We start from the raw sequence: 24,240 nt of genomic DNA, 5'->3' as shown, positions 1-24,240 counted from the left end.
TGAACGACGTGCCGGATCCGGAGGAGGGCTCGCACCCATGGCCTCGATGAATTTTCCCACGAACGCCCGGACCGAACGGTCCGAATCCGGTGCTCCCACCGAGTCCGACACCCCGGACGAGAAGTCCCCCGCGTACGGACGGCCGCACGTCGTACCGCCGCTGCACCCCGAACTGAAGCGTCTGGACGGCCTCTCCACGGTGCCAAGGCCCGCGGAGAACACCTCGGGCGAGGCCCGCCCGGCCGGCACCGCCGAGGCCGAGGCCAAGGCCGACGAGCTCCCGCTGAACCGTTTCCTGGATCGCGAGCAGAGCTGGCTGGCCTTCAACGAGCGCGTGCTGGAACTCGCCGAGGACCCGGCCACTCCCCTCCTCGAACGGGCGAACTTCCTCGCGATCTTCGCGAGCAATCTGGACGAGTTCTTCATGGTCCGCGTCGCCGGACTGAAGCGCCGCATCACCACCGGCGTCGCCCAGCGCTCGGCCTCCGGGCTGTCGCCCACCAAGGTGCTGGAGAACATCCTCAGCCGCGCCCGCGAGCTCATGGCCCGGCACGCCGCCTGCTTCCAGAACGACGTGGCCCCGGCCCTCGCCGAAGAGGAAATCCACATCATCCGGTGGAACGACCTCACGGAGAAGGAGCAGGCCCGCCTCTTCACCCTCTTCCGGAACAAGGTCTTCCCGGTCCTCACCCCGCTGGCCGTCGACCCGGCGCACCCCTTCCCGTACATCTCCGGCCTCTCCCTGAACCTGGCCGTCACCGTGCGGAACCCGGTCTCCGGCCACGACCACTTCGCCCGGGTGAAGGTCCCGCCGATCCTGTCCCGGTTCCTCGAGGCCAGCCCGCAGCGCTTCGTCCCGCTGGAGGACGTCATCGCCGCGCACCTGGAGGAGCTGTTCCCCGGGATGGAGGTGCTGGACCACCACATGTTCCGGGTGACCCGGAACGAGGACCTGGAAGTCGAGGAGGACGACACCGAGAACCTTCTCCAGGCCCTGGAGAAGGAGCTGCTGCGCCGCCGCTTCGGCCCCCCGGTCCGCCTGGAGGTCGAGGAGTCGATCTCCCCGCAGGCCCTGGACACCCTGGTCCAGGAGCTGAACATAGAGGACGCCGAGGTCTACCCGCTGCCCGGACCGCTCGACCTCACCGGGCTGTTCGCGATCGCCGGGCAGGACCGGCCGGAGCTGAAGTACCCGAAGTTCGTCGGCGGCACCCACCCGGACCTCGCCGAGGTGGAGTCCGCTCACGCCACCGACGTCTTCGCGGCGCTGCGCGAACGGGACGTGCTGCTGCACCACCCGTACAACTCATTCTCCACCTCCGTGCAGCGGTTCCTGGAGCAGGCCGCGCAGGACCCGGACGTCCTGGCCATCAAGCAGACCCTGTACCGCACCTCCGGCGACTCGCCGATCGTCGACGCGCTGATCGACGCCGCCGAAGCCGGCAAGCAGGTGCTGGTGCTGGTCGAGATCAAGGCGCGCTTCGACGAGCAGGCCAACATCAAGTGGGCCCGCAAGCTGGAGGAGGCCGGCTGCCACGTCGTCTACGGCCTGGTCGGTCTGAAGACGCACTGCAAGCTGTCGCTGGTCGTCCGCCAGGAGGGCGACAACCTGCGCCGCTACAGCCACGTCGGCACCGGCAACTACCACCCGAAGACCGCCCGCCTCTACGAGGACCTCGGTCTGCTCACCGCCGACCCGCAGGTCGGCGCCGACCTGTCCCACCTGTTCAACCGGCTCTCCGGCTACTCGCGCCGCGAGACGTACAACCGCCTGCTGGTGGCCCCGCGAAGCCTGCGCGACGGGCTGGTCTCCCGGATCCACGCGGAGATCGCCCACCACCGCGAGGGCCGGCCCGCGTACATCCGGATCAAGGCCAACTCGATGGTCGACGAGGCGATCATCGACGCCCTCTACCGGGCCTCCATGGCGGGGGTCCCGGTCGACGTCTGGGTGCGCGGCATCTGCGCGGTGCGCCCGGGAGTGCCGGGCCTGTCGGAGAACATCAAGGTGCGCAGCGTGCTCGGCCGCTTCCTGGAGCACTCCCGCGTCTTCATCTTCGCCAACGGCGGTGACCCGCAGGTGTGGCTCGGCAGCGCCGACATGATGCACCGCAACCTCGACCGCCGGATCGAGGCGCTGGTCCGGGTCTCCGACCCGGCACACCGTGCCTCCCTCAACCGGCTTCTGGAGACCGGAACCTCGGACTCCACCTCGTCCTGGTGGCTCGGCCCGGACGGGAACTGGACCCGGCACAGCACCGACGCCGAAGGGCGTCCGCTGCCCCACATCCAGGAGATGCTCATCGATGCGCGGAGGCGCCGGCGTGGCCCAGCGACACCCTGACACGGCAGCGACGCCCGCCGGCCTGACCGCCGGCGGGCTCCCCGACCGTGAGGCCGGCGCGGTTCTCGGTCAGTACCTGCGGGACGAGGCCACGGCCTTCCTGCGCGCGCTGGCACCGCGCGAGGGGGAACCGGGCCGCCCGCAGGACGACACCGACGAGGCCGGCCGCCAGATGCGCCGCTCGGCCCGCCGCATCGCCGGCACCCTGCACACCTACGGGTCGCTCACCGACCCGGGCTGGGCCGACCCCCTGCGGGCCGAACTCGGCTGGCTCACCGACACCCTCGGCCGCGAGCACCGGTACGCCGCCCGGCTCAGCCGGCTGATCGGCGCACTGCAGCGGCTGGCCTCCGCGGAGGACGCCCCCGGTGGCGTCCCCGTGGCACCCACCGACGACGACCTCGGGCTGTGGCTGCCGGTGCCCGCCCCGGACCCCGCGGCGGCGGCCGCGGCGCCGGAACCGTCCCACTACCGCCTGAACGGCGTCACGACCGGCGCGGCGGGCGCGCCGCCCGCGCCCGCCGTGGCCCCCGAACCGCTCACGGCCGCGGCCCGCGCCGCCGGCACCCGCCGCGCCCCCGCCCCGCCGCAGGCAGCCGAACGCGGTGGCGGCGCCGGCGGCCCGCTCGCCGTGGGCGCCGCCCGGGCCGGCGCACTGCTGGAGCGCCAGCTCACCCTCGCCCGGACCCGCGCGCACTCCGCCGCCCTGCAGGCCATGGGCTCCTCCCGCTTCCACGCGGTGGTCGACGCGGTGGCCGTACTGGCCTCCGAGGTCCCGCTGACCCAGGCCGCCCGCAAGCCCGCCGCCACCGTCATGCCGCTGCTGGCGGAGCAGGCCCACGCCCGGCTCAGCGAGGCCGCGGCCGCGCTGCCGCTGTCGCGGGCCAGGCACCCGTACAACGGCGAGACGCTGCACGCCGCGCTCACCGGCGAACTGCCCGCCGAACGGCAGGACGCCGCGTGGAACCGGGTCCGCGTCCTGCTGCGGCTGCGCCGCTACGCCCAGGAGGTCCTCCCGTACGACGACGGGGAGTCCGCCGCCCGGCTGGCGGCCGCGGCCCGCGTCCTGGAGCAGCACCGCGAGGCCGCGGAGGCGGCGGCCGCCGTCACCGGGGCGGCCCGGACCCCCCGGATCGCCCCCGCCACCGCCTACGCGCTGGGCGTGCTCCACTCCGACCAGCGCCTGGAGGTGGAGGCGGCCCGGTACGCCTTCGCCCATCTGTGGTCGCGCTGACCCCGTCCGGCCCGTCCGCGACAAGCGCTCGGCGGCCCGCCGCCCGGAAAGGAGCACCGTCATCGCCTCCACCGGCACCACCGACACCCCGATCCTCGCCGCGGGAGCGGTGCTGTGGCGCCGCTCCCCGGTCGACGGCGGCCTGGAGATCGCGCTGATCCACCGCCCCAAGTACGACGACTGGTCACTTCCCAAGGGCAAGCTCAAACGCGGGGAGACGGCGCTGGACGGCGCCCGCCGGGAGGTCAAGGAGGAGACCGGACTGGACTGCGTGCCGGGGCGGGTGCTGCCCTCCTCGACGTATCTCGTGGACGGCCGCCCCAAGATAGTCCGCTACTGGGCCGCCGAGGCGGGGCAGGGCTCCTTCGCTCCCAACCGCGAGGTCGACCGGATGATCTGGCTGCCGCCGGCCGCCGCGCGCAACCGGCTCACCCATGAGCGGGACCGCTCTGTACTCGACGCGTTCCTCCGTGGACAAGGCATGTGACGGTGGCACGCTGAGACGTACGCCACTCGGTGTGTGGCCAGCACCGCACTGATATGCGAGGTTCACCTTGCGTTCACTCTCGTCCATCGACCACTTCACCTGATCTGCCTAATTTCGGCCTTACCGGTGAGCGAGCAGCCGCCGGGTGGATGCAGAAATCCATACCTCTGCTTCGCCGTCCACCGGCGGGCTTCAGGAAGGAATCACCAAAGGTGAAGCTTCAGCGTAAGAGCGGGCTCCGCGCCCTGGCCGTCGGCGCGGTCGCGGTCTCGGGTGCCCTCATGCTCACTGCGTGCGGTTCGGACGACAACACGAACGCGGGCGGCGACAGCAGCAAGGCGCCCGCCTCGTCCAGCAGCATCAAGTGCGCGGACAAGGGCGGCCAGCTCCTCGCTTCCGGCTCCTCGGCGCAGCAGAACGCCATGGACGCCTGGGTCAAGAACTACATGCAGGCCTGCACCGACGCCCAGATCAACTACAAGGCGTCGTCCTCCGGTGAGGGCATCATCGACTTCAACAACGGCACGGACGGCTTCGCCGGCTCCGACTCGCCGCTGAAGCCCGAGGAGGCCGAGGCCTCCAAGAAGGTCTGCACCGGCGGCACCGGCATCAGCATCCCGATGGTCGGCGGCCCCATCGCCATCGGCTACAACGTCTCCGGCGTGGACAACCTGGTCCTGGACGCCCCCACCCTGGCGAAGATCTTCGACTCGAAGATCACCAAGTGGGACGACGCGGCGATCAAGAAGCTCAACCCCGACGCCAAGCTCCCCAGCACCAAGATCCAGACCTTCCACCGTCAGGACGAGTCCGGCACCACGGACAACCTGACCAAGTACTTCAACGGTGCCGCCAAGGACGCGTGGCCGTACGAGCACGCCAAGGCGTGGGCGGGCAAGGGTGGCCAGTCGGCCGCCAAGTCCTCCGGTGTCGCGGCTCAGGTCAAGCAGGTCAACGGCTCGATCGGTTACTTCGAGCTCTCCTACGCGACCGCCAACAGCATCAAGACGGTCAAGATCGACACCGGCGCCTCCGCCCCGGTCGAGGCCACCGCTGACAACGCCTCCGCCGGCATCGCGCAGGCGAAGGTCGTGGGCACCGGTGCCGACCTGTCCCTGGACATGTCCGCCGCCTACACCACCAAGGCCGACAACGCCTACCCGATCGTCCTGGTGACCTACGAGATCGCCTGCGACAAGGGCAACAAGGCCGAGACCCTGCCGCTGGTCAAGTCCTTCCTGACCTACACCGCGAGCGAGGAGGGCCAGTCGATCCTGTCCGACGCCGGCTACGCGCCGCTCCCGGCCGAGATCGCCACGAAGGTCCGCTCCACCGTCTCCGCCCTGTCCTGACCCAGTCGGTCGGCCCCGCGACGAAAGCGTCGCGGGGCCTGCCGCACATCCGGTGCACCGCCGCCGGGGGAGTGATCCCCCAACCAGACCGGAGAAAAAACCGATGGCTATAACCGCACAGAACCCCACCCCGCCAGCGGCCGCCAGGCATTCCGGGGGTACCGTCACGCGCGCCGGCGACAAGGTCTTCGCCGGCCTCTCCCGTGGTTCCGGCATCCTGCTGCTGGTGATCATGGCGTCGATCGCGATCTTCCTGACGATCCGCGCGATCAACGCGATCTCCAAGGACCACGGCAACTTCCTGACCACCTTCGAGTGGAACGCCGGCGCCAACCCGCCGGTCTTCGGCATCGCCGTGCTGGCCTACGGCACGGTCGTCAGCTCGATCATCGCGATGGTCATCGCGGTCCCGATCGCGGTCGGCATCGCGCTGTTCATCTCGCACTACGCGCCGCGCCGCATCGCCTCCCCGCTGTCGTACATCGTCGACCTGCTCGCCGCGGTGCCCAGCATCATCTACGGCCTCTGGGGCGCGCTCTTCCTGGTCCCGCACCTGACCGGCCTGAACATGTGGCTGGACGAGTACCTCGGCTGGACCGTCGTCTTCGAGAAGGAAGACCCGCAGGGCGCGGCCCGCTCGATCTTCACCGTCGGCATCCTGCTGGCGATCATGATCCTGCCGATCATCACCAACGTCAGCCGCGAGGTCTTCCGCCAGGTGCCGCGGATGCACGAGGAGGCCGCCCTGGCCCTCGGTGCGACCCGCTGGGAGACCATCCGCATGTCGGTGCTCCCCTTCGCCCGCTCCGGCATCATCAGCGCCTCGATGCTCGGCCTCGGCCGCGCGCTCGGCGAGACGATGGCCGTCGCCACCGTGCTGTCCGCCTCACCGGTCCTGTCCGCGCACATCCTGGACCCGGTCGGCGGGACCTTCTCCCAGAACATCGTCGCCAAGTTCGGCGAGGCCAACGAGTTCGGCCGTGACGCGCTGATCGCCTCCGGTCTGGTGCTCTTCGTCATCACCCTGCTCGTCAACGGCGCCGCCCGCGCGATCATCGCCAAGCGCAAGGAATACTCGGGGGCCAACGCATGAGCCACGCAATAGCAGACAAGCGCTCCGCCCCCGCGGTGCCGCAGCGGGCCCTGGCCCAGCGCCGGCTCCCCAAGTGGGCCCCGGCCGGCATCGCCGTCGGCGCGCTCGTGCTCGGCATCGGCATCGGCATCGGCGCCGGCCTGGACAGCAAGGTCCAGTGGGGCCTGATCGCCGTCCTCCTGTTCGTGGTCGGCACGTATGTGCTCGCCGCGATGGTCGAGGGCCGCCGGCAGGCCAAGGACCGGGTCGCCACCAGCGTGATCTGGGCGTCCTTCATCCTCGCCGCGCTCCCGCTGTACTCCCTGATCGCGACCACGATCAGCAAGGGCGTCAAGATCCTCAACGGCGACTTCCTGTCGCACTCCATGAACGGCGTCCTGACGATCGGTGAGGGCGGCGGCGTCTACCACGCCATCATCGGGACCCTGGAGCAGGTCGGCATCGCCACCGCCATCGCGGCCCCGATCGGCATGCTCACCGCCGTCTACCTGGTCGAGTACGGCAAGGGCCGGCTCGCCTCGGCCGTCACCTTCTTCGTCGACGTCATGACGGGCATCCCGTCGATCGTCGCCGGTCTGTTCATCCTGTCGACCTGGAACCTGCTGCTGGGCTTCGGCCCCTCGGGCTTCGCCGGCTCCATGGCCCTGGCCATCCTGATGATGCCGGTGGTCGTCCGCTCCACCGAGGAGATGCTCAAGCTCGTCCCGAACGAGCTGCGCGAGGCCTCGCTGGCGCTCGGTGTGCCCAAGTGGCGCACCATCGTGAAGGTGGTCATCCCGACCGCGATCGGCGGCATCACCACGGGCGTCATGCTCGCGGTCGCCCGTATCGCGGGCGAGAGCGCCCCCATCGCGCTGTTGGTCTTCGGCAACAACCTGATCAACAACGACCCGTTCAACGGCCCCCAGGCCTCGCTGCCGTTCTACATCTACCAGCAGTACCAGAACGGCAACGAGCCGAGCTACGACCGGGCGTGGGCGGCGGCCCTCGTGCTGATCGCCTTCGTCATGATCCTCAACCTGCTGGCCCGCGGCATCGCGCGCTGGAAGGCCCCGAAGACCGGTCGCTGACGCGGCCAACATCAGCGACCCAAGGATTGCGAGCAACACCACCATGGCCAAGCGAATCGACGTCAGCGGCCTCTCCGCCTACTACGGCGGCTTCAAGGCGATCGACGACATCTCGATGAACATCGAGCCGCGCACGGTGACGGCCTTCATCGGCCCGTCCGGCTGCGGCAAGTCCACCTTCCTGCGCACCCTCAACCGCATGCACGAGGTCACCCCCGGCGGCCGCGTCGAGGGCAAGGTGCTGCTGGACGACGAGAACCTCTACGGCCCCGGCGTGGACCCGGTCTCCGTGCGCCGCACGGTCGGCATGGTCTTCCAGCGCCCGAACCCCTTCCCGACGATGTCCGTCTACGACAACGTCGCGGCCGGCCTGAAGCTCAACGGCGTCAAGCGGAAGAGCGACCTCGACACGATCGTCGAGAAGTCGCTGCGCGGCGCCAACCTCTGGAACGAGGTCAAGGACCGTCTGAACAAGCCCGGTTCGGGCCTGTCCGGCGGTCAGCAGCAGCGTCTGTGCATCGCCCGCGCCATCGCGGTCGAGCCCCAGGTCCTGCTCATGGACGAGCCCTGCTCCGCGCTCGACCCGATCTCCACCCTCGCCATCGAGGACCTGATCGGTGAGCTCAAGGAGCGCTTCACCATCGTCATCGTGACCCACAACATGCAGCAGGCCGCCCGCGTCTCCGACCGCACCGCCTTCTTCAACCTGTCGGCGGTCGGCCAGCCCGGCAAGCTCATCGAGATCGACGACACGGAGCGGATCTTCTCCAACCCGTCCGTCCAGGCGACCGAGGACTACATCTCCGGCCGCTTCGGCTGAGCCGACACGCAGCCGCCAATAGCCGTCCTGCGGTGCTGCATGGCGGTGCCACCGCAAGGCGAAGGGCCCGTCCCCGTTCGGGGGCGGGCCCATTTGCATGCGTTCGCGCTACGGCGAGGCGCGGAGAGCAGACCGCACGGACCGAACGCGCCCGGCGGCCGGCCGGAAGGGGCGGCGGTACGTCAACGGGCGGTGACCGCAGTGCGGTCACCGCCCGTTGACGTACCGGCTCAGGCGAACGCCACGTGCACCACGGCGTAGACCAGCGCGGCCACCAGCGCCGCGGCCGGCATCGTGATGAACCAGCCGGTCACGATGTTCTTGGCGACGCCCCAGCGGACCGCGTTGACCCGCTTCGTCGCGCCGACGCCCATGATCGCCGAGGTGATGACATGGGTGGTGGAGATCGGCGCCTTGAAGATGTAGGCGGTCGTGTAGAGGATCGACGCCGCCGTGGTCTCCGCGGCGAAGCCCTGCGGCGGGTCCAGCTCGATGATCTTGCGGCCGAGGGTGCGCATGATGCGCCAGCCGCCGGCGTACGTCCCGAGCGAGAGCATGGCGGCACAGGCGAACTTCACCCAGAGCGGGATCCCGCCGCCCGCCTCCTGCACGTCGGCGATGCTCAGGGCGAGCACCACGACACCCATCGTCTTCTGGGCGTCCTGCAGACCGTGGCCGAGCGCCATGCCCGCCGCGGAGACGGTCTGGGCGATCCGGAAACCGCGCTTGGCCTTGTTCGGGTTGGCCTTGCGGAAGATCCACAGGATGGCCAGCATCACCAGGTAGCCGACGATCAGGCCGACGATCGGCGACAGGAACATCGGAATGATGATCTTCTCCACCACCCCGGACCAGATCACCCCCGTCCCGCCGGCCAGCGCCGCGCCCACCAGACCGCCGAAGAGCGCGTGGCTGCTGGAGGAGGGCAGGCCGAAGTACCAGGTGATCAGGTTCCAGACGATCGCCCCGACCAGCGCGGAGAACAGGATGGCCATGCCGGCCTGGCCGGTCGGCGTCTCGATCAGGCCCTCACTGACGGTGTGGGCGATCCCGACGCCGAAGAAGGCGCCGGCCAGGTTCATCACCGCGGCCATCGCCAGCGCGGCCCGCGGCGTCAGTGCCCGGGTGGACACGGAGGTGGCGATGGCGTTCGCCGAATCGTGGAAGCCGTTGGTGTACGTGAAGAAGAGCGCGACCCCGATGGTCACGACCAGAGAGAAGGTCTCCACCTGGGTCAGGACTCCTTGACCGCGATGGTCTCCACGGTGTTGGCCACGTGCTCGAAGGCGTCCGCCGCCTCCTCCAGGACGTCCACGATCTGCTTGAGCTTGAGCACCTCGATGGCGTCGTACTTGCCGTTGAAGAGGTGGGCCAGCAGCTTGCGGTGGATCTGGTCCGCCTGGTTCTCCAGCCGGTTGACCTCGATCCAGTACTCCGTGAGGTTGTCCATCGTGCGCAGGTGCGGCATCGCCTCGGCGGTCAGCTCGGCCGCCCGCGCCAGCACCTCGATCTGCTGCTCGACCCCGCGGGGGAGCTCCTCGACCTGGTACAGCACGACCAGGTCGACGGCCTCCTCCATGAAGTCCATGATGTCGTCGAGGGACGACGCCAGGGAGTAGATGTCCTCACGGTCGAAGGGCGTGATGAAGGAGGAGTTCAGCTGGTGGAAGATCGCGTGCGTCGCGTCGTCGCCCGCGTGCTCCGCGGCCCGCATCCGTTCCGCGATCTCCGAGCGGGTGGCCGAATCGGCCCCGAGCAGTTCCATGAGGAGCTTCGATCCTGTGACGATGTTGTCCGCGGATGCGGCGAACATGTCGTAGAAGCTCGTCTCCCTGGGGGTCAGACGAAAGCGCACGTGAAGTCCTCGGAATACATCGGTTTCGGTCGCTTTGATGCTAGGCGCATCATCCGGCCACAACTAACCGGCGTCCTACAGTGTCGCATCACCGCGCGTGCGCCCCAGGTGGGGTTCTTCACGCACGCTCGCACATTGGGGCGAATTCGGTACGATATACCCGGCCGGGGTATAGGGGGCAGGAGGACATCATGACGGTCACCGAGACCGGCGACTCGAATCCGCACGCGGAGTCGCCGCCCGAGCACGCGCAGCCCGTCGAGCACACCGACGCGGCCGGGGACGACGGCCGGGAGCCCGGGCACGCGGCGCACCAGCACGGCTACGCCAAACAGAAGGACCAGCACCTCAAGCGGCTGCGCCGCATCGAGGGGCAGATCCGCGGTCTGCAGCGCATGGTCGAGCAGGACGTGTACTGCATCGACATCCTCACCCAGGTGTCGGCCGGCACGAAGGCCTTGCAGTCCTTCGCGCTCCAGTTGCTGGAGGAGCATCTGCGGCACTGCGTCGCCGACGCCGCGGCGAAGGGCGGTCCGGAGGCCGACGACAAGGTGGCCGAGGCCACCGCGGCCATAGCCCGGCTGCTGCGGAGCTAGCGACCGGCCCCCGCCGACCGCCGCGCCCCCTGCGCGGGCACGCGGGGGTTCACGTTCAGCACCTCATCGATGCGTTCGGAACTCAGCCGTTCCTCGGTCGTCGCCGACGCCGCGATCATCAGCTCGCAGCACAGCTCGATCTCCGCGAGGGCCACGTGGACCTGATCGTCCTGGTCCAGGAGCCACATCGCCACGTGCACCACCTCCTCCCCGCCCAGCGTAGGGACTGGCGCACGGTCGGTGCATGACACGGACGGGCCATTTCGGCAAGCCCTCAGGGGCCGGTCGCAGAAACGATCTTCCCCGTGTAGATGTCGGCCTCACGGGGCAGGACGACCCGCACCGGGGCCCCGAACGCGTACATCCCGGTCGTCGAGACCACCGTGACCTGGGCCGGCGCGCTCCGCGTGCCCGCGCCCCCGTTGCTGAAGGTGAAGCGCTGCCGGACCTTGCGCAGCCGGCCGTCCCCGTCGAGGTAGGCGTCGAACGGCACCCGGGTCACGGAGAACCCTTTCGCCGCGGCCGCCAGCTCCGCCCGCACCCGCGGGGACGCGATCCGCGCCGCCTCCGCGATGTCCGTGACCCCCTGGTAGTGCCGCACCCGGACCCCGTCCAGGGTCTCCACCCCGCTCTGCCGCACCTCCCGCGCGGCCCGCAGCAGCTCCGCGGCCACCAGGGGATCGGTCGCGCCGCCCGTGACCAGGTTGCCGTCCGGCAGCAGGGTCGTGTCGACCCGCACCCACTTGTCCGCGGGCACTCCCTCGCCGCGGTTCTTCATGTAGAGGGCGCCGGCCGTCAGCAGCTCCGTGACCGGCGCGTGCTCCACGTCCCCCGCCGCGTCCGGCGGCAGGACGACCTCGAGGCTGCCGCGCCGCCCGGCGTAGTCGAAGGTACCGGTGCCCCGGATGGCGATCTTCGTGCCGCCGCTGGCCATCTCCATCGACGTACGGACCTTCGAGCTGCCCGCGGCGACCAGGGCGTCCACCGCCTGCTGCAGCGCCTCCCCGGCGTCGACCGGGACGCTGTCCACCTCGACGGCCTCACCGCCGGACGAACACCCCGCCAGAGCCAGCGCACACAACCCGAGACCCACGGCTGCCGCAGTCGCCCGACCGAGCTGCCCCATCTCCGCCAACCCCCTGCACCATGCCGCGCCTCGGACGTCGTGGGGCATAACGAGGGTCAGGGCACCACGTCACGGCCGGTAGCTTTGTTCCGTGCCTCCCAGTGACCCGCCGCCGTCCACCCACCGGGCGACCACCACCGACAGGGGCGCCTTCTCCTACGCGACCTGCGCCTGCGGCTGGCGCGGCCCCGCCCGCCGAGCCCGTGACCGGGCCCGCCGCGACGCCACCGAGCACGAGCGCGGCTGAGTCCGGACCCGGCCGACGTCACATCCGCCTCCCGCAACCGGCACCACGTTCCACATCGTCCTCACAGGCGACCACCGGGGGAAGCACAGCGGGAGGGCTCCACTTTGAACCGACGCACACTCATCCGCGGCGGCGCGGGCATCGCCGCGGCAGGCTGGCTCACCGGGGCCTGCACCCCCGAGGGCGGCCACCCCGCGCAGGCGGGCAGCCGAATACCCGGCGGCCCGGGAACCGCGGCAACGACCGCCGGGGCCGCGCCCACCGCCACGCCCTCCGCCGCCCCGAGCGCCCGCCCGGACTGGACGGCCCTGGGCCGCTCCCTGGACGGCCGCCTCGTCCGGCCCGACGACGCGGACTACCCCACCGCGCGCCTCCTGTACAACACGCGCTTCGACGGGCAGCGCCCCGCGGCCGTCGCGTACGTCTCCGGGACCGAGGACATCCGCGAGTGCCTGGACTTCGCACGCCGCACCGGCGTCCCCGTCTCGATCCGCAACGGCGGCCACTCCTACGCCGGCTACTCCGGCGGCAAGGGGCGGCTCGTCCTCGACGTCTCGTCACTGGCCGCGGTGAACCTCTCCGGCGGCACCGCGACCATCGGCGCCGGCGCCAAGCTCATCGACGTCTACACCCGGCTCGGCGCGCGGGGGCGCACCCTGCCCGCGGGCTCCTGCCCGACGGTCGGCATCTCCGGCCTCACCCTCGGCGGCGGCCACGGGGTCCTCAGCCGCGCGTACGGACTGACCTGCGACAGCCTCACCGGGGCCGAGATCGTCACGGCGGGCGGCCGGGTGCTTCGCTGCAGCGCCAGCGAGAACCCGGAGCTGTTCTGGGCGCTGCGCGGCGCGGGCGGCGGCCAGTTCGGCGTCGTCACCAAGCTGACGTTCGCCACGCACGCCGCCCCCCAGGTCGTCACCGGCTATCTGACCTGGCCCTGGAGCAAGGCCGCCGCCGTACTGCGCGCCTGGCAGGAGTGGGGGCCCACCCAGCCCGACGAGATCTGGTCCGCGCTGCACCTGGACAAGTCGGGGTCCGGCTCCCCGCGGATCAGCATCGCCACCGTCGGCATCACCTCCCGTGACGAGCTCGCGAACGCCGTCGACCGGCTCGCGGACCGCGCCGGCGCCCCCGCGAGCAGCGTCTCCCTCCACCCGCGGTCCTACCTCGACGCCACCCTGGCGTACGCGGGCTGCTCGAACCTGAGCACCGCCCAGTGCCACCTGCCCGGCAGCACCCCGGGCCGCAGCCCCTCGGGCCGGCTCGCCCGCGAGACGTACACGGCCCGCTCCGACTTCTACGACCGCTCGCTGTCCGCGGCCGGCATCCAGACCCTGCTGTCGCAGGTCGAGGGGCTCCGCTCGGGAGCCGGCAGCGTCTCGCTCACCGCCCTCGGCGGCGCCGTCAACCGGGTCTCGCCGACCGCCACCGCCTTCGTGCACCGGCGCTCGCGCTTCCTGGCGCAGTACATAGAGACCCCCGGCACCACGAGCTGGCTCGCCGGCCTCCACTCGGCCATGCGCCGCCACGCCTCGGGCGCCGCCTACCAGAACTACACCGACCCGACGCTGACCGACTGGCGCACCGCCTACTACGGCTCCGCCGCCGACAAGCTCAGCCGTCTCAAGGCCCGCTACGACCCCTCGCGGCTGTTCGCCTTCGCGCAGGCGCTGTAACGGGCCGCCGTCCGCCGTCGGCGAGCCGTCAGGCCGCCAGGTCCCTGTCGATCGCCGACGGCTCCGGGTGGGACTCGCCCCGGCGGGCCTGCGTCCGCCCCGGAGCCCGTACGAGCACGCCCAACCGGGAACCGGCCACGGCCTTCATCAGCGGCGTCAGCAGCGCCAGCGCCGCCGGGGCGAGGAGCAGCGCGACGGCCGTGCCGAGCGCGAAGCCGCCCAGGACGTCGGTCGGGTAGTGGACGCCCATGTAGACGCGGCAGAAGCCCTCGGCCAGCGCGACCGCGATGGCGGCCAGGCCCCACGAGCGGCTGACCATGAACAGTCCCATCGCGACGGCCATGGTCAAGGTGGCGTGGTCGCTGACGAAGGAGAAGTCGGTCTTCCCCTTCACCAGGACGTCGAGGCCCTGGTGGTCGACGAACGGCCGGGGCCGGTCCACGAAGTTGCGCAGCGGCACGTTGAGCACCAGCGCGATCGCCGCCGCGAGTCCGGACCAGATCACGCCCGCCACGGCCGCCGGCGCCTCGGCGCCGCTGCGGCGCGCCACGCGCCACCAGCACCAGCCGGCGATCAGCACCATGAGCAGGATCAGGCCGTACTCGCCGACGAACTCCATCGCGCTGTCGAGCCAGTGCGGGGCGTCCTTCGCGAGGCCGTTGATGTCGCGGAGCAGGCTGACATCGGGGTTGGAGCCGTCCAGCGAGAGCTCTGCCACCGGTGTCCCCTCACTCTCTTCCGCCGCACCCCCGCGCACGTCTGGTGTGGAGGCCGATTCTCCCCCGTCCAACGGACGGCACGGCACGCGGCGTTCCGGTCTCCACCGGATGATCACCAAGGCGTTATCGAAGGGAGACACGTCCCCACATGCCGGGACCGGGTGTTCACCTACAGCGACGGCACGGCGGGCGCGGCGGCTACACCGCCGCCGCGCCCGCCGCCGTCACGCGCGTCGCCCCGATGTAGTCGGGGGTGTCGATCTTGTCGAAGCGGATCACGGCGCCCGTGTACGGGGCGTTGATCATGTAACCGCCGCCGACGTAGATCCCCACGTGGTGGATGGTCCGCGGGTCGGTCAGGTCGTAGGCGAAGAAGACCAGATCGCCCGGGAGCAGCTCGTCCCGCTTGGGGTGCGGCCCGGCGTTCCACTGGTCGTTGGCCACACGCGGCAGCTCGATCCCCACCGACTGGTACGCCGCCTTCGTCAGGCCCGAGCAGTCGAACCGCCCGCCCTGCTCCGGCGTGCCGTTGCCGCCCCACAGATAGGGCGTGCCGAGCTTCTCCTGGGCGTAGTAGATGGCGGCCGCCGCCTGCCGCGAGGGCGCGACGCCGCCCACGGGGGCCGCGAAGCTCTTCTGCAGCGTCGTGATGATCCGGACGTAGTTCTGCGTCTCCCGGATCCGCGGCACCCCGCCGGCCTGGATCACCCGGTACGCGCCCGCGTTGTACGCCGCGAGCATGTTCTCCGTCGCGTTGCCCGGCACGTCCTTGACGTAGCGGGCCAGCTCGCAGTCGTACGAGGCCGCCGAGGGAATCGCGTCCGCCGGGTCCCACACGTCGCGGTCCCCGTCACCGTCCCCGTCCACACCGTGCGTCGCCCACGTCCCGGGGATGAACTGCGCTATCCCCTGCGCCTGAGCCTGGCTCTGCGCCCGCGGGTTCCAGCCGCTCTCCTGGTAGAGCTGGGCCGCCAGCAGCGCCGGGTTGATGGCGCCGCACAGGTTCCCCCACTTCTGCACGATGCTCTGATAGGCCGCCGGCACCGCCCCCTTGGCGAGCGTCACCGCCCCGCCGCCCGCCAGGTTCGCCGCCACCAGGTACGTACCGACGACGAGCACGGTGACGAACGACATGAAGAGGCCACCCACGACCCCCGACACCAGCCAGGCCTTGCGCGCGGTCCGCGAAGCCGCCGTCACCCGCCCCACCCCTTCATCGCCTCACCCTGCCCGGCACGGAAGGTGACGATGCGCCAGGCCTTGGGGAGCATCCCCACCCGTCGCGCCGCCAATCGTTGCCCTCCGCTCACCACCGTGATACACAGAGTAGTCAACAATGTCTCATCGAACACCGGATCGCACGCCAGTGTGTCCAGTCTGACGGTTGCGGCCCGGATCACACGGGGGAATCGGCTGAGAAAGTCGCTGAGTCGACATACGTCGGCGGCATCCTCCGCCAAGATAGACCTTGGCTCCTTGCGCCCCTGCGAGGACGCCAACTGATCTAGCGTGGTGGTGAGTTCTCATGTTCCTGGCGGCCGACAAGGGCGACATCAACACCATCATCGGTGGTATCGCCCCGGACTGGGGGCCTTTCGGCTCTTTGGGGAACGAAGCGCGCGTCATGATCGAGGTGGTCATGGCGGTGGCGATCCTGCTGTGCCTGGCCATCGCGATCTGGGGCGCGGCGAAACAGCGCATCGGAGCCACGGCGCTCCGCGACACCTTCAGTGCGGAGCAGGGCAAGGGGCTGATCATCGCCGGTCTGACCGGCGTGTTCATCATCGGCTCCCTCGGCACGCTCTTCACCATCGTCTACGGGATGGCGGTATAGCGGCCGCGCGCCGCACTCCGCCCCGCCCCCCGCGCACCGTCCCCGAGGGGCCCGTCCCGGCCCCGCACCCCACCCGAGGCTGTCTGCTGATGCCCACTCACCCGTTGACCCCCGAGGGGGCGAGCCCCCGATGAGCCTCGGCCAGGACGGCCCCCCGACCCGTACCCGTCTCCCCGAGTCCCCCGCCGGCAGCGGCGGCCCCTCCCGCCGCCCGCCGCGCTCCGGCCGCAACCTGGTCGGAGTCGTCGGCGTCGTCGTGCTGCTCATCGCCGCCATCGCCTTCGCCAACCGCGGCGGCGGCTCCCCCTCCGGCTCCCCCGGCGGCGACAGCCGGGGCGGCGCCTCCTCCAACGGCGCCCGGTCCCAGCCCACATCCCCCACCGGCACCAAGCCCGTGGGCGGCAAGAACGCGGGCATCCCCACGGGGTACGCCCGCACCGACCAGGGCGCGGAGTCCGCAGCGGCCAACTACGCGGTGGCGCTGGTGTCCGCCGACATCCTCAACCCGAACCGGCGGCACGAGATCGTGCAGCGGCTTTTCACCCACAGCACGGTGAACGAACTGCAGGCCAAGCTTGACAACGCCTACTCGAGGGACTTCCTCGCGAAGATCGGCCTCGACGAGAACGGCAACGCTCCGGAGGGCATGACCTACGTCTCGCGGACCGTCCCCGTGGGTACCCGGATCACCGATTTCCGCGGCACCGCCGCGACGGTGGAGGTCTGGTGCACCGGCGTGTTCGGGACCGCGGGCGAGGGTTCCACCAATCCGGTCGCCAACGACTGGTTCACGATGACGCTCAAGCTGCGCTGGGCGGACAATGACTGGAAGGTCGAGAGCTTCTCGCAGAAGGACGGCCCCGCGCCGGTCAACAGCGACCGAACCGCATCGACCGCCGACGAGATCGCCAACGCCGTGGAGCAGTACGGGGGTTTCACCTATGCCCGGTAACCAGCGCCGTGCCACCACGATCGGCGCCGCCCTGGTGACCCTGCAGACGGCGGCGGTGCTCCTCTCCGCGCGGGCCTTCGCGGCACCGTCCCCGACCCCCTCCCCATCGGGCGGCAAAGACGAGTGCGAACTCATCGTGGGCCCCGCACGCGACTACTGCGAAAACGGTGGCGGCTCCGGGCACACGCCCTCCGTCGCGGACCCGCTCGACCCCCTGGACTCGCTCGCCCGCGGCTGCGCCGACGCCGCCTCCTGGGTCATCGACGGCCTCTCCAAGGCGGTCAACAACACCGCCGCCGTCGACTTCACCAACAAGGCGTTCCTCACCCAGTACGCCGTCGTCTTCGCCGCCTCCACCTTCCTCACGTTGCTCCTGTGGCTGCTGGCCGTCGCCAAGCGCGCCGTGCGCGGCGTGCCCCTCACCGAGGCCCTGACCGAGGCCGTCGGCTTCCTCTGGCTCACCGTGATCGCCTCCGCGTTCACGCCGCTGATCCTCTACACCGTCGTGTCGGCCACCGACGGCATCACGGAGGTCATCGCGTCCGGCACGGCAGCCAACACCGACACCTTCTTCGGCTCGTTCCAGGAGGCGCTGACGAAGGACTCCGACATCGGCGGCGGCCCGATCATGCTGATCGTGGTCTCCCTGGTCTCCGTGCTCGCCGCCGGCGTCCTCTGGCTCGAACTCGTCATCCGTGCCGCGCTGCTGTACGTCGGCGCGCTGCTCGGCACCGCCGTGTACTCGGGCCTGGTCGACAAGAACATGTGGCACCACGTGCGCCGTTGGGCCGGAATCATGATCGCGGTCATCCTGGTGAAACCGGTGATCGTGATCGTGCTGGGCCTCGCGGGCGCCCTCAGCGGCTCGGACGGGCCCACCGCGTTCGGCGCGGTCGTGTCGGGTCTGGCCATCATCCTGCTGGCCATCTTCGCCAGCGCGATGATCTACCGCTTCGTCCCCGGCTTCGGCGACGACGTGGCCAGCCTCCGCAACAACCGCAAGGCGAGCGCCGAGTCCCAGGCCGCCGCCGTCATCTCCTCCCCGGCCGCGCTGGTGAAGCAGGGCATCAAGACGCACAGCTCCCGCGGCGGCCCCCAGGAGCAGGCCACGGGCGGCGGCGCGCAGCCCGCCAACGCCGTCCCCAGCGGCATCGCCGCGCACAGCAGCCGCAACGGCACCGCGCCGACGCCGGCCCCCGCGCCGCGCACAAACCCTGACCGCGGAAACGGCGGCGGACCCAGCAGCAAGACAGCAGGAGGCGACAGCCGGTGACGTCCCAGCCCTATGCCCCACCGCAGCAGCGCCGGACGTACCTCATCGGCAAGGCCCGTCCCAACGCCATCGTCGGCAAGAACCGGGAGACCGGCGAGATCGCCCTGATCATCGCCGGCGCGTTCCTGGGCATGATGTGCGGTCTGCTGATCCCCGTCCTGCCGCTGCGCATCCTCGGCCTGACCGGCTGGCCGCTGCTCGCCTTCGCCGCCGTCTACATGCCGTACCGGCGCCGCACCTTCTACCGCTGGTTCGAGATCAACCGCAGCTACCGCCGCACGCTGCGCTCCACCCCGACGTACCGCTCCTTCGCCGCGGAGGCGGGCACCGGCCTCGACGGGCGCGAGGTCGAGATCGGGCCGCCGCCCGGCATCGGCCGCATCACCTGGCTGTCGGCGCCCTTCGGCCCGGACGAGATCGCCGTGCTGCTGCACGTCGACCGGCGCACCGTGACCGCCGCCATCGAGATCGAGGGCCCCGGCGTCGGGCTGCGCGACAGCGAGGACCAGGAGGCCCTGGTCGAGCGCTTCGGCACCCTTCTGAAGCACGTCGCCAACGGCGACGGCTTCGTCACCCGCCTCCAGATGCTCGCCCGCACCCTCCCCGCCGACCCCGACGCCCACGCCAAGGACGTCGCCCTGCGCGGCGACGACCGGGCCGAGCAGTGGCTCAAGGACTCCTACGACCAGCTGCAGTCGATGGTGTCCACCTCCTCCGAGCAGCACCGCGCCTACCTCGTCGCGTGCATGCACTACAGCCGCGAACTCGCCGCCGAGGGCAACGCCATCGCCCGCGCCGCCGGCGGCGGCCGCAAGGCCCTCGACAAGGACGCCGGCATCGCCGCCGTCATGGCCCGCGAGCTCACCGACATCTGCGCCCGCCTCACCGAGGCCGACATCCGGGTCCGTCAGCCGCTCGGCCAGGCGCGGCTCGCGTCGCTCATCCACTCCATGTACGACCCGGACCACCCGATCGACCACATCCAGGCGATGACCCGGCGCAACGCCTGGCCCGCGGAACTGGACGCCACCGAGCCGACCTTCCTCCAGGCCAAGACCCGCGAGTCCCCGACCCGCGCCCCCTGGTGCCATTCCACGGCATGGGTCAAGGAGTGGCCGCTGACCCCCGTCGGCGTCAACTTCCTCGCCCCGCTGCTGGTTCACACCCCGGACGTCATCCGCACCGTCGCCGTGTGCATGGACCTCGAACCGACCGACGTCGCCATCGAGCGCATGCTCACCGAGAAGACCAACGACGACGCGGAGGCCAGCCGCGCCGCCAAGATGAACCGTGTCGTCGACCCCCGCGACATCGCCCACCACACCCGCATCGACCAGCGCGGCGAGGACCTCGCCTCCGGCGCCGCGGGCGTCAACCTGGTCGGCTACATCACCGTCTCCTCCCGCTCCCCCGAGGCCCTCGCCCGCGACAAGCGCACGATCCGCGCCTCCGCGGGCAAGTCGTACCTCAAGCTGGAATGGTGTGACCGGGAGCACCACCGGGCGTTCGTCAACACGCTTCCGTTCGCGACCGGCATCCGCCGCTGAGAGGGGTGAGCATGAGCACGAAGCGACCGCGCGCACGGCGTCCCGGGGCGACCGCCGCCCTCCGGCAGCCCCAGCGGCCCACGTGTGCCCGGGACCACCACCGGGGGTTCCTCAACACGCTTCCGTTCGCGACCGGCATCCGCCGCTGACGGGCCGGGAGGTAGCACCATGCGCCTGTGCGCACTTGACGCTCCGTCTCCAGCGACGGCGCTAATGGGAAGGACGACAGGGACAACGATGCCACGCCGGAGCCTGCGCCACAGGCGCGACGACCGCTGACGCCGAGGAGGCGCTCCCCCCATGGCCATGCTGGACCCCCTCGCAGCGATCACCGACGCCTTCACCGGCTTCCTCTTCGGCAAGGTGGAGAGCACCCGACTCCCCGTCCGCACCTCCACCGGCCAGGCCCAGGCCGTCTACCTGCCGACCGCCGCGCCCGGCCTCGGCGACTCCGGCGTGATCATCGGCCGCGAGGTGTACTCCGGCAAGGGCTACATCTACGACCCGTTCCAGCTGTACGGCCAGCAACTCCCCGCCCCGCACTGGCTGGTCCTCGGGGAGTCCGGCAACGGCAAGTCGGCCCTGGAGAAGACGTACGTCCTGCGCCAGCTGCGCTTCCGTGACCGCCAGGTCGTCGTCCTGGACGCGCAGGGCGAGGACGGCGTCGGTGAGTGGAATCTCATCGCCAAGGCCCTGGGAATAACTCCCATCCGCCTGGACCCGATGGCCGCCCTCGACGGGGGCATCAAGCTCAACCCGCTCGACCCCGCGATCGCCACCACGGGCCAGCTCGCCCTGCTCCGCACGATCATCGAGGTCGCGATGGGCCGCGGCCTCGACGAGCGCTCCGGCTTCGCCCTCAAGGTCGCCCACGCCTACGTCCACGAGACCGTCACCGACCGCCAGCCGATCCTGACCGACATCGTGGACCGGCTGCGGCATCCCATGGCCGACTCCGCCGAGTCGATGAACGTGGACCTGGAGGACGTCCGCGCCTGGGGTCTGGACGTCGCCCTCGTCCTCGACCGGCTCGTCGACGGCGACCTGCGGGGCATGTTCGACAGCCCGACGACCGCCGGCATCGACCTCGACGCCCCGCTGATCGTCTTCGACCTGTCCCACATCGACCGCAACTCCATCGCCATGCCGATCCTCATGGCGATTGTCGGCGTCTGGCTGGAGCACACCTGGATCCGCCCCGACCGGAAGAAGCGCATCTTCCTGGTCGAGGAGGCCTGGCACATCATCAACAGCCCGTTCGTAGCCCAGCTCTTCCAGCGGCTGCTGAAGTTCGGCCGCCGCCTCGGCCTGTCCTTCGTCGCCGTCGTCCACCACCTCTCCGACGTGGTGGACGGCGCCGCCGCCAAGGAGGCGGCGGCGATCCTCAAGATGGCCTCCACCCGAACCATCTACGCCCAGAAGGCCGACGAGGCACGGGCCACCGGCCGGGTGCTGGGCCTGCCCCGCTGGGCGGTGGAGATCATCCCCACCCTCACCCCGGGCATCGCCGTGTGGGACGTCAACGGCAACGTCCAGGTCGTGAAGCACCTCATCACCGAGACGGAACGTCCCCTGGTCTACACCGACCGCGCCATGACCGAGTCCTCGGTCGACGAGCACGAGCACGAGCACGACAGGGGCGAGGAGCCGCACGAGCCCCGGGTCTCCCTCGACAAGCAACTGGCCGACGACGCGGTGGCCTGAACGGGGGCCTGAACATGGCGAGACAGCAGCACAGCGGGCAGGAGCGCGAGGGCGGGGTCCCCGACGGCCTGATCCTCGGCGTCATGGGCTTCCTGCTCGGCATGACCATCCTGGTGTGGACGGGCACCGGGATAGCCGGCCTCGTCTCCCATGGCGCCTGGCCGGCCGAGGTCCACTTCACGCGTACGCCCGTGGCCATGCGCCATCTCATCGCCGAGCCCCACGACATCGCAGGAGCCTGGCGGCCCGCCCCGCCGGCCGGGCTGCCCGGCTCCGGGCTGTTCTGGGGTGTGTTCATCGGGCAGCTGATGGTGCTCTTCGTCCTCACGGTCTTCGTGATGGGCGTCATCGCCCGTACCCGGCTGCGCCGCGCGGCACGCCGTACGGCCGCCCTGAAGTCCGCGGAGGAGCCCGGGACGGCCGACACCCCGGTACGGCCCCGGCAGGCCGTGCAGCGGCCCGTGGAGGCCCCCGAGACAGCCGCCCCCGAGCCTGTCCCCGAGCCGGTCCCGGTAGGACCGCAGGCCGCCGCGCCGGCCGGACGGGCGACGGCGTCCGCGGGAAACCCCGCCGGCCCCTCCTTCGCCCCGGACCGCGAACTCGCCCGCACCTACGCGGTCTTCGCCGCCACGCGCAGCGACAAGGGCAAGCGCCTCGTCCAGCCGGCCGTCCTGAGCGCCGCGGGCCCGGTCGTCGTCACCACCGCCGACCCGGACACCTTCCACCAGACCGTCGGCAACCGCGCCAAGCTCGGCCCCGTCCACATCTACGACCCGGCCCACCTCGTCGACACCCCGGCGCGGCTCCGCTGGGCCCCCCACTCGGGCTGCGACGACGTCCCCACGGCCATCACCCGCGCCCGGGCCCTGCTCTTCCCGGTACGCCCGCGCGCCGCCGTCGACGCCGCCATGTTCGACGCCGCCGAGACCCTGCTGCGCTGCTGGCTGCACGCCGCCGCCGTGGACGGCCAGCCGTTCCGCCAGGTGCACCGCTGGGCGGGCGGCACGTCCGGCCAGGACGCCGTACGCATCCTGCGCACGCACCCCAAGGCCGCCTCCGGCTGGAGCGGCGAGCTGGAGTCCGTCCTGCACGCCCACGCCGACCGCCGTGACGCGGCCCAGTCCCTCGTCCACCGCGCCCTGGAGTCGCTCAACTCCGTGCACATCCGGGACGCCTGCAATCCGGGCCGAGCCGACAGCCTCGAACTGGAGTCATTCCTCAAGGATCTGGGCACGCTCTACGTGGTGGGCGAGCTCAACGAGGACCCGCGAACCCACCCGGGTGCGATGCCGCTGCTCGCCGCACTCGTCTCCAGCGTGGTCGAGCACGGCCGGCGCATGGCCGCAGGGTCATCCTCCGGTCGGCTCGACCCACCAATGACCCTCGTGCTGGACGACATCGCCGCCCTCGCACCGATCCCGGAACTGCCCGACCTCCTGGCCACCGGCACATCCACCGGCCTTCCCACCCTGGCCGTACTGCGCTCCCCCGAACAGGCCCGCGACCACTGGCGCGCCCCGCTCTGGCAACGCGCCGACGCCCGACTCCTGCTCGGCACCCAGCCCCCCGCACTCCTCGACGAGGTCCCGGACGCGATCCGCCTGTAGACCCGCCTGCAGACGGTGAGGGCCGGCTCCACCGGCACCCCCTAGGGCCGCTCCAGCACCATCTCGTACTCGGTCCGGGACTCGTCCAGCGGGAACGCCATCGTCTCCCCGGTCCTGACGAAGCCGAGGCGCGTGTAGAAGGCCTGAGCCCTGTGGTTGTCCTCGTGCACCCACAGCCGTACGCGGCGCACCTTCTCCGGCAGCTGCCACGACCACTCGATCGCCGCCCCGAGCAACTCCGCGGCCAGCCCGCCGCCCCGGAACTCCGGCCGCACATAGACCCCGACCAGATGCGTCTGCGCCACGGGGTACTCCTCGCCCGACTCGACGAGCACGGCCACATTGGCCACCCGCTCGCCCGCCTCGCCCTCCGCGATGAACGACTGGGTCCGCCCGCGCTGTCGCCACACCTCGTCCGCGAAAGCCGCCTCGGTGTCATAGGTGTTGACGAAGGCGACCGTACTCGCCGGATCCTTGAGCGCCTCGAGCCGCAGGTCCCGCTGAGCTCGCCATTCGTCCGGCCGTGAGGCACGTATCGTGTAGCTATTCATGGCCTGATGGTACGCAAAAAAGCCCCGGCTCCCGAGTTCAATCACTCGGGAGCCGGGGCTCAATAATTGTTCGGCGGCGTCCTACTCTCCCACAGGGTCCCCCCTGCAGTACCATCGGCGCTGAAAGGCTTAGCTTCCGGGTTCGAAATGTAACCG

General features: G+C 70.9%; 23 protein-coding genes and 1 rRNA gene. 16 read left to right on the top strand and 8 right to left on the bottom strand.

Features of this window, described 5'->3' with window-relative positions; all coding sequences use genetic code 11:
• The first annotated feature begins 37 nt into the window (after positions 1-37).
• The 7 genes from ACWDAS_RS30600 to pstB all read left to right on the top strand — a co-directional run bounded on the left by ACWDAS_RS30600 (position 38) and on the right by pstB (position 8,400).
• Positions 38-2,344: an RNA degradosome polyphosphate kinase gene (locus tag ACWDAS_RS30600; RefSeq protein ID WP_450397507.1), complete on the top strand. Its 2,307-nt coding sequence runs from the start codon at positions 38-40 to the stop codon at positions 2,342-2,344.
• A complete protein-coding gene (locus ACWDAS_RS30595; protein WP_450397505.1) occupies positions 2,307-3,578 on the top strand; it encodes a CHAD domain-containing protein in 1,272 nt (423 codons plus the stop codon). Before ACWDAS_RS30600 ends, ACWDAS_RS30595 begins: the two co-directional genes overlap by 38 nt.
• A 109-nt stretch (positions 3,579-3,687) precedes the next feature.
• Positions 3,688-4,065, top strand: coding sequence for an NUDIX hydrolase (locus ACWDAS_RS30590; protein ID WP_450397503.1), 378 nt, complete (start codon positions 3,688-3,690; stop codon positions 4,063-4,065).
• 212 nt (positions 4,066-4,277) lie between these two features.
• The gene (gene pstS, locus ACWDAS_RS30585) at positions 4,278-5,417 is read left to right on the top strand and encodes a phosphate ABC transporter substrate-binding protein PstS (protein WP_450397502.1); all 1,140 of its coding nucleotides are present in this window, start codon (positions 4,278-4,280) and stop codon (positions 5,415-5,417) included.
• A 103-nt stretch (positions 5,418-5,520) separates the two neighbouring features.
• Positions 5,521-6,510 carry a phosphate ABC transporter permease subunit PstC gene (gene pstC / locus ACWDAS_RS30580; protein ID WP_450397500.1) on the top strand — a complete coding sequence of 330 codons (990 nt, stop codon included), beginning with the start codon at positions 5,521-5,523 and terminating at the stop codon, positions 6,508-6,510.
• Complete coding sequence (gene pstA / locus ACWDAS_RS30575) at positions 6,507-7,580, top strand: phosphate ABC transporter permease PstA (protein ID WP_450397498.1); 1,074 nt, start codon at positions 6,507-6,509, stop codon at positions 7,578-7,580. Before pstC ends, pstA begins: the two co-directional genes overlap by 4 nt.
• Before the next feature lie 43 nt (positions 7,581-7,623).
• Complete coding sequence (pstB, locus tag ACWDAS_RS30570; protein WP_450397497.1) at positions 7,624-8,400, top strand: phosphate ABC transporter ATP-binding protein PstB; 777 nt, start codon at positions 7,624-7,626, stop codon at positions 8,398-8,400.
• A gap of 230 nt (positions 8,401-8,630) precedes the next feature.
• Here pstB and ACWDAS_RS30565 read toward each other — a convergent pair whose 3' ends face one another.
• Positions 8,631-9,629: an anion permease gene (locus ACWDAS_RS30565; RefSeq protein WP_450397496.1), complete on the bottom strand. Its 999-nt coding sequence runs from the start codon at positions 9,627-9,629 to the stop codon at positions 8,631-8,633.
• 5 nt (positions 9,630-9,634) lie between these two features.
• Complete coding sequence (locus ACWDAS_RS30560) at positions 9,635-10,255, bottom strand: DUF47 domain-containing protein (protein ID WP_026251102.1); 621 nt, start codon at positions 10,253-10,255, stop codon at positions 9,635-9,637.
• Between the two features lie 191 nt (positions 10,256-10,446).
• Between ACWDAS_RS30560 and ACWDAS_RS30555 the strand changes: the two genes are divergently transcribed.
• Entirely contained in the window at positions 10,447-10,851 is a 405-nt protein-coding gene (locus tag ACWDAS_RS30555; RefSeq protein WP_450397494.1) for a metal-sensitive transcriptional regulator, read from the top strand.
• Here the strand turns inward: ACWDAS_RS30555 and ACWDAS_RS30550 are convergent.
• On the bottom strand, positions 10,848-11,039 hold the full coding sequence (locus tag ACWDAS_RS30550; protein WP_450397658.1) for a hypothetical protein: 192 nt from the start codon (positions 11,037-11,039) through the stop codon (positions 10,848-10,850). The genes ACWDAS_RS30555 and ACWDAS_RS30550 overlap by 4 nt on opposite strands.
• Before the next feature lie 86 nt (positions 11,040-11,125).
• A complete protein-coding gene (locus tag ACWDAS_RS30545) occupies positions 11,126-11,977 on the bottom strand; it encodes a hypothetical protein (RefSeq protein WP_450397493.1) in 852 nt (283 codons plus the stop codon).
• A 91-nt stretch (positions 11,978-12,068) separates the two neighbouring features.
• Between ACWDAS_RS30545 and ACWDAS_RS30540 the strand changes: the two genes are divergently transcribed.
• A complete protein-coding gene (locus ACWDAS_RS30540; RefSeq protein ID WP_450397492.1) occupies positions 12,069-12,224 on the top strand; it encodes a hypothetical protein in 156 nt (51 codons plus the stop codon).
• A 104-nt stretch (positions 12,225-12,328) separates the two neighbouring features.
• Positions 12,329-13,897 (top strand): FAD-binding oxidoreductase, encoded by a 1,569-nt coding sequence (locus ACWDAS_RS30535; protein WP_450397490.1) that lies wholly within the window; start codon positions 12,329-12,331, stop codon positions 13,895-13,897.
• 28 nt (positions 13,898-13,925) lie between these two features.
• Here the strand turns inward: ACWDAS_RS30535 and ACWDAS_RS30530 are convergent, their stop codons facing one another.
• Both ACWDAS_RS30530 and ACWDAS_RS30525 read right to left on the bottom strand, forming a co-directional pair.
• On the bottom strand, positions 13,926-14,615 hold the full coding sequence (locus ACWDAS_RS30530) for a phosphatase PAP2 family protein (protein ID WP_450397489.1): 690 nt from the start codon (positions 14,613-14,615) through the stop codon (positions 13,926-13,928).
• A gap of 199 nt (positions 14,616-14,814) precedes the next feature.
• Positions 14,815-15,750: a C40 family peptidase gene (locus tag ACWDAS_RS30525; protein ID WP_450397657.1), complete on the bottom strand. Its 936-nt coding sequence runs from the start codon at positions 15,748-15,750 to the stop codon at positions 14,815-14,817.
• A gap of 391 nt (positions 15,751-16,141) precedes the next feature.
• Between ACWDAS_RS30525 and ACWDAS_RS30520 the strand changes: the two genes are divergently transcribed.
• The 6 genes from ACWDAS_RS30520 to ACWDAS_RS30495 all read left to right on the top strand — a co-directional run bounded on the left by ACWDAS_RS30520 (position 16,142) and on the right by ACWDAS_RS30495 (position 23,533).
• Positions 16,142-16,450, top strand: coding sequence for a hypothetical protein (locus ACWDAS_RS30520; RefSeq protein WP_319140882.1), 309 nt, complete (start codon positions 16,142-16,144; stop codon positions 16,448-16,450).
• Between the two features lie 130 nt (positions 16,451-16,580).
• A complete protein-coding gene (locus ACWDAS_RS30515) occupies positions 16,581-17,402 on the top strand; it encodes a hypothetical protein (protein ID WP_450397488.1) in 822 nt (273 codons plus the stop codon).
• Complete coding sequence (locus ACWDAS_RS30510) at positions 17,392-18,675, top strand: hypothetical protein (RefSeq protein ID WP_450397486.1); 1,284 nt, start codon at positions 17,392-17,394, stop codon at positions 18,673-18,675. The genes ACWDAS_RS30515 and ACWDAS_RS30510 overlap by 11 nt, the downstream gene beginning before the upstream one ends.
• On the top strand, positions 18,672-20,222 hold the full coding sequence (locus ACWDAS_RS30505) for an SCO6880 family protein (protein WP_450397485.1): 1,551 nt from the start codon (positions 18,672-18,674) through the stop codon (positions 20,220-20,222). The genes ACWDAS_RS30510 and ACWDAS_RS30505 overlap by 4 nt, the downstream gene beginning before the upstream one ends.
• Positions 20,223-20,528: 306 nt before the next feature.
• On the top strand, positions 20,529-21,926 hold the full coding sequence (locus tag ACWDAS_RS30500; RefSeq protein WP_450397655.1) for an ATP-binding protein: 1,398 nt from the start codon (positions 20,529-20,531) through the stop codon (positions 21,924-21,926).
• Positions 21,927-21,940: 14 nt separating this feature from the next.
• Positions 21,941-23,533, top strand: coding sequence for a type IV secretory system conjugative DNA transfer family protein (locus tag ACWDAS_RS30495; RefSeq protein WP_450397483.1), 1,593 nt, complete (start codon positions 21,941-21,943; stop codon positions 23,531-23,533).
• Positions 23,534-23,574: 41 nt separating this feature from the next.
• Here the strand turns inward: ACWDAS_RS30495 and ACWDAS_RS30490 are convergent, their stop codons facing one another.
• Positions 23,575-24,084: a GNAT family N-acetyltransferase gene (locus ACWDAS_RS30490; RefSeq protein WP_450397482.1), complete on the bottom strand. Its 510-nt coding sequence runs from the start codon at positions 24,082-24,084 to the stop codon at positions 23,575-23,577.
• A 68-nt stretch (positions 24,085-24,152) separates the two neighbouring features.
• Positions 24,153-24,240: ribosomal RNA gene (gene rrf / locus ACWDAS_RS30485) — 5S ribosomal RNA — on the bottom strand; the annotation flags it as partial.

This window comes from Streptomyces sp. NPDC001070, from assembly GCF_053598835.1.
Note: the sequence above shows the minus strand (reverse complement) of the source record. Positions and strands in the feature narration are given on the sequence as shown.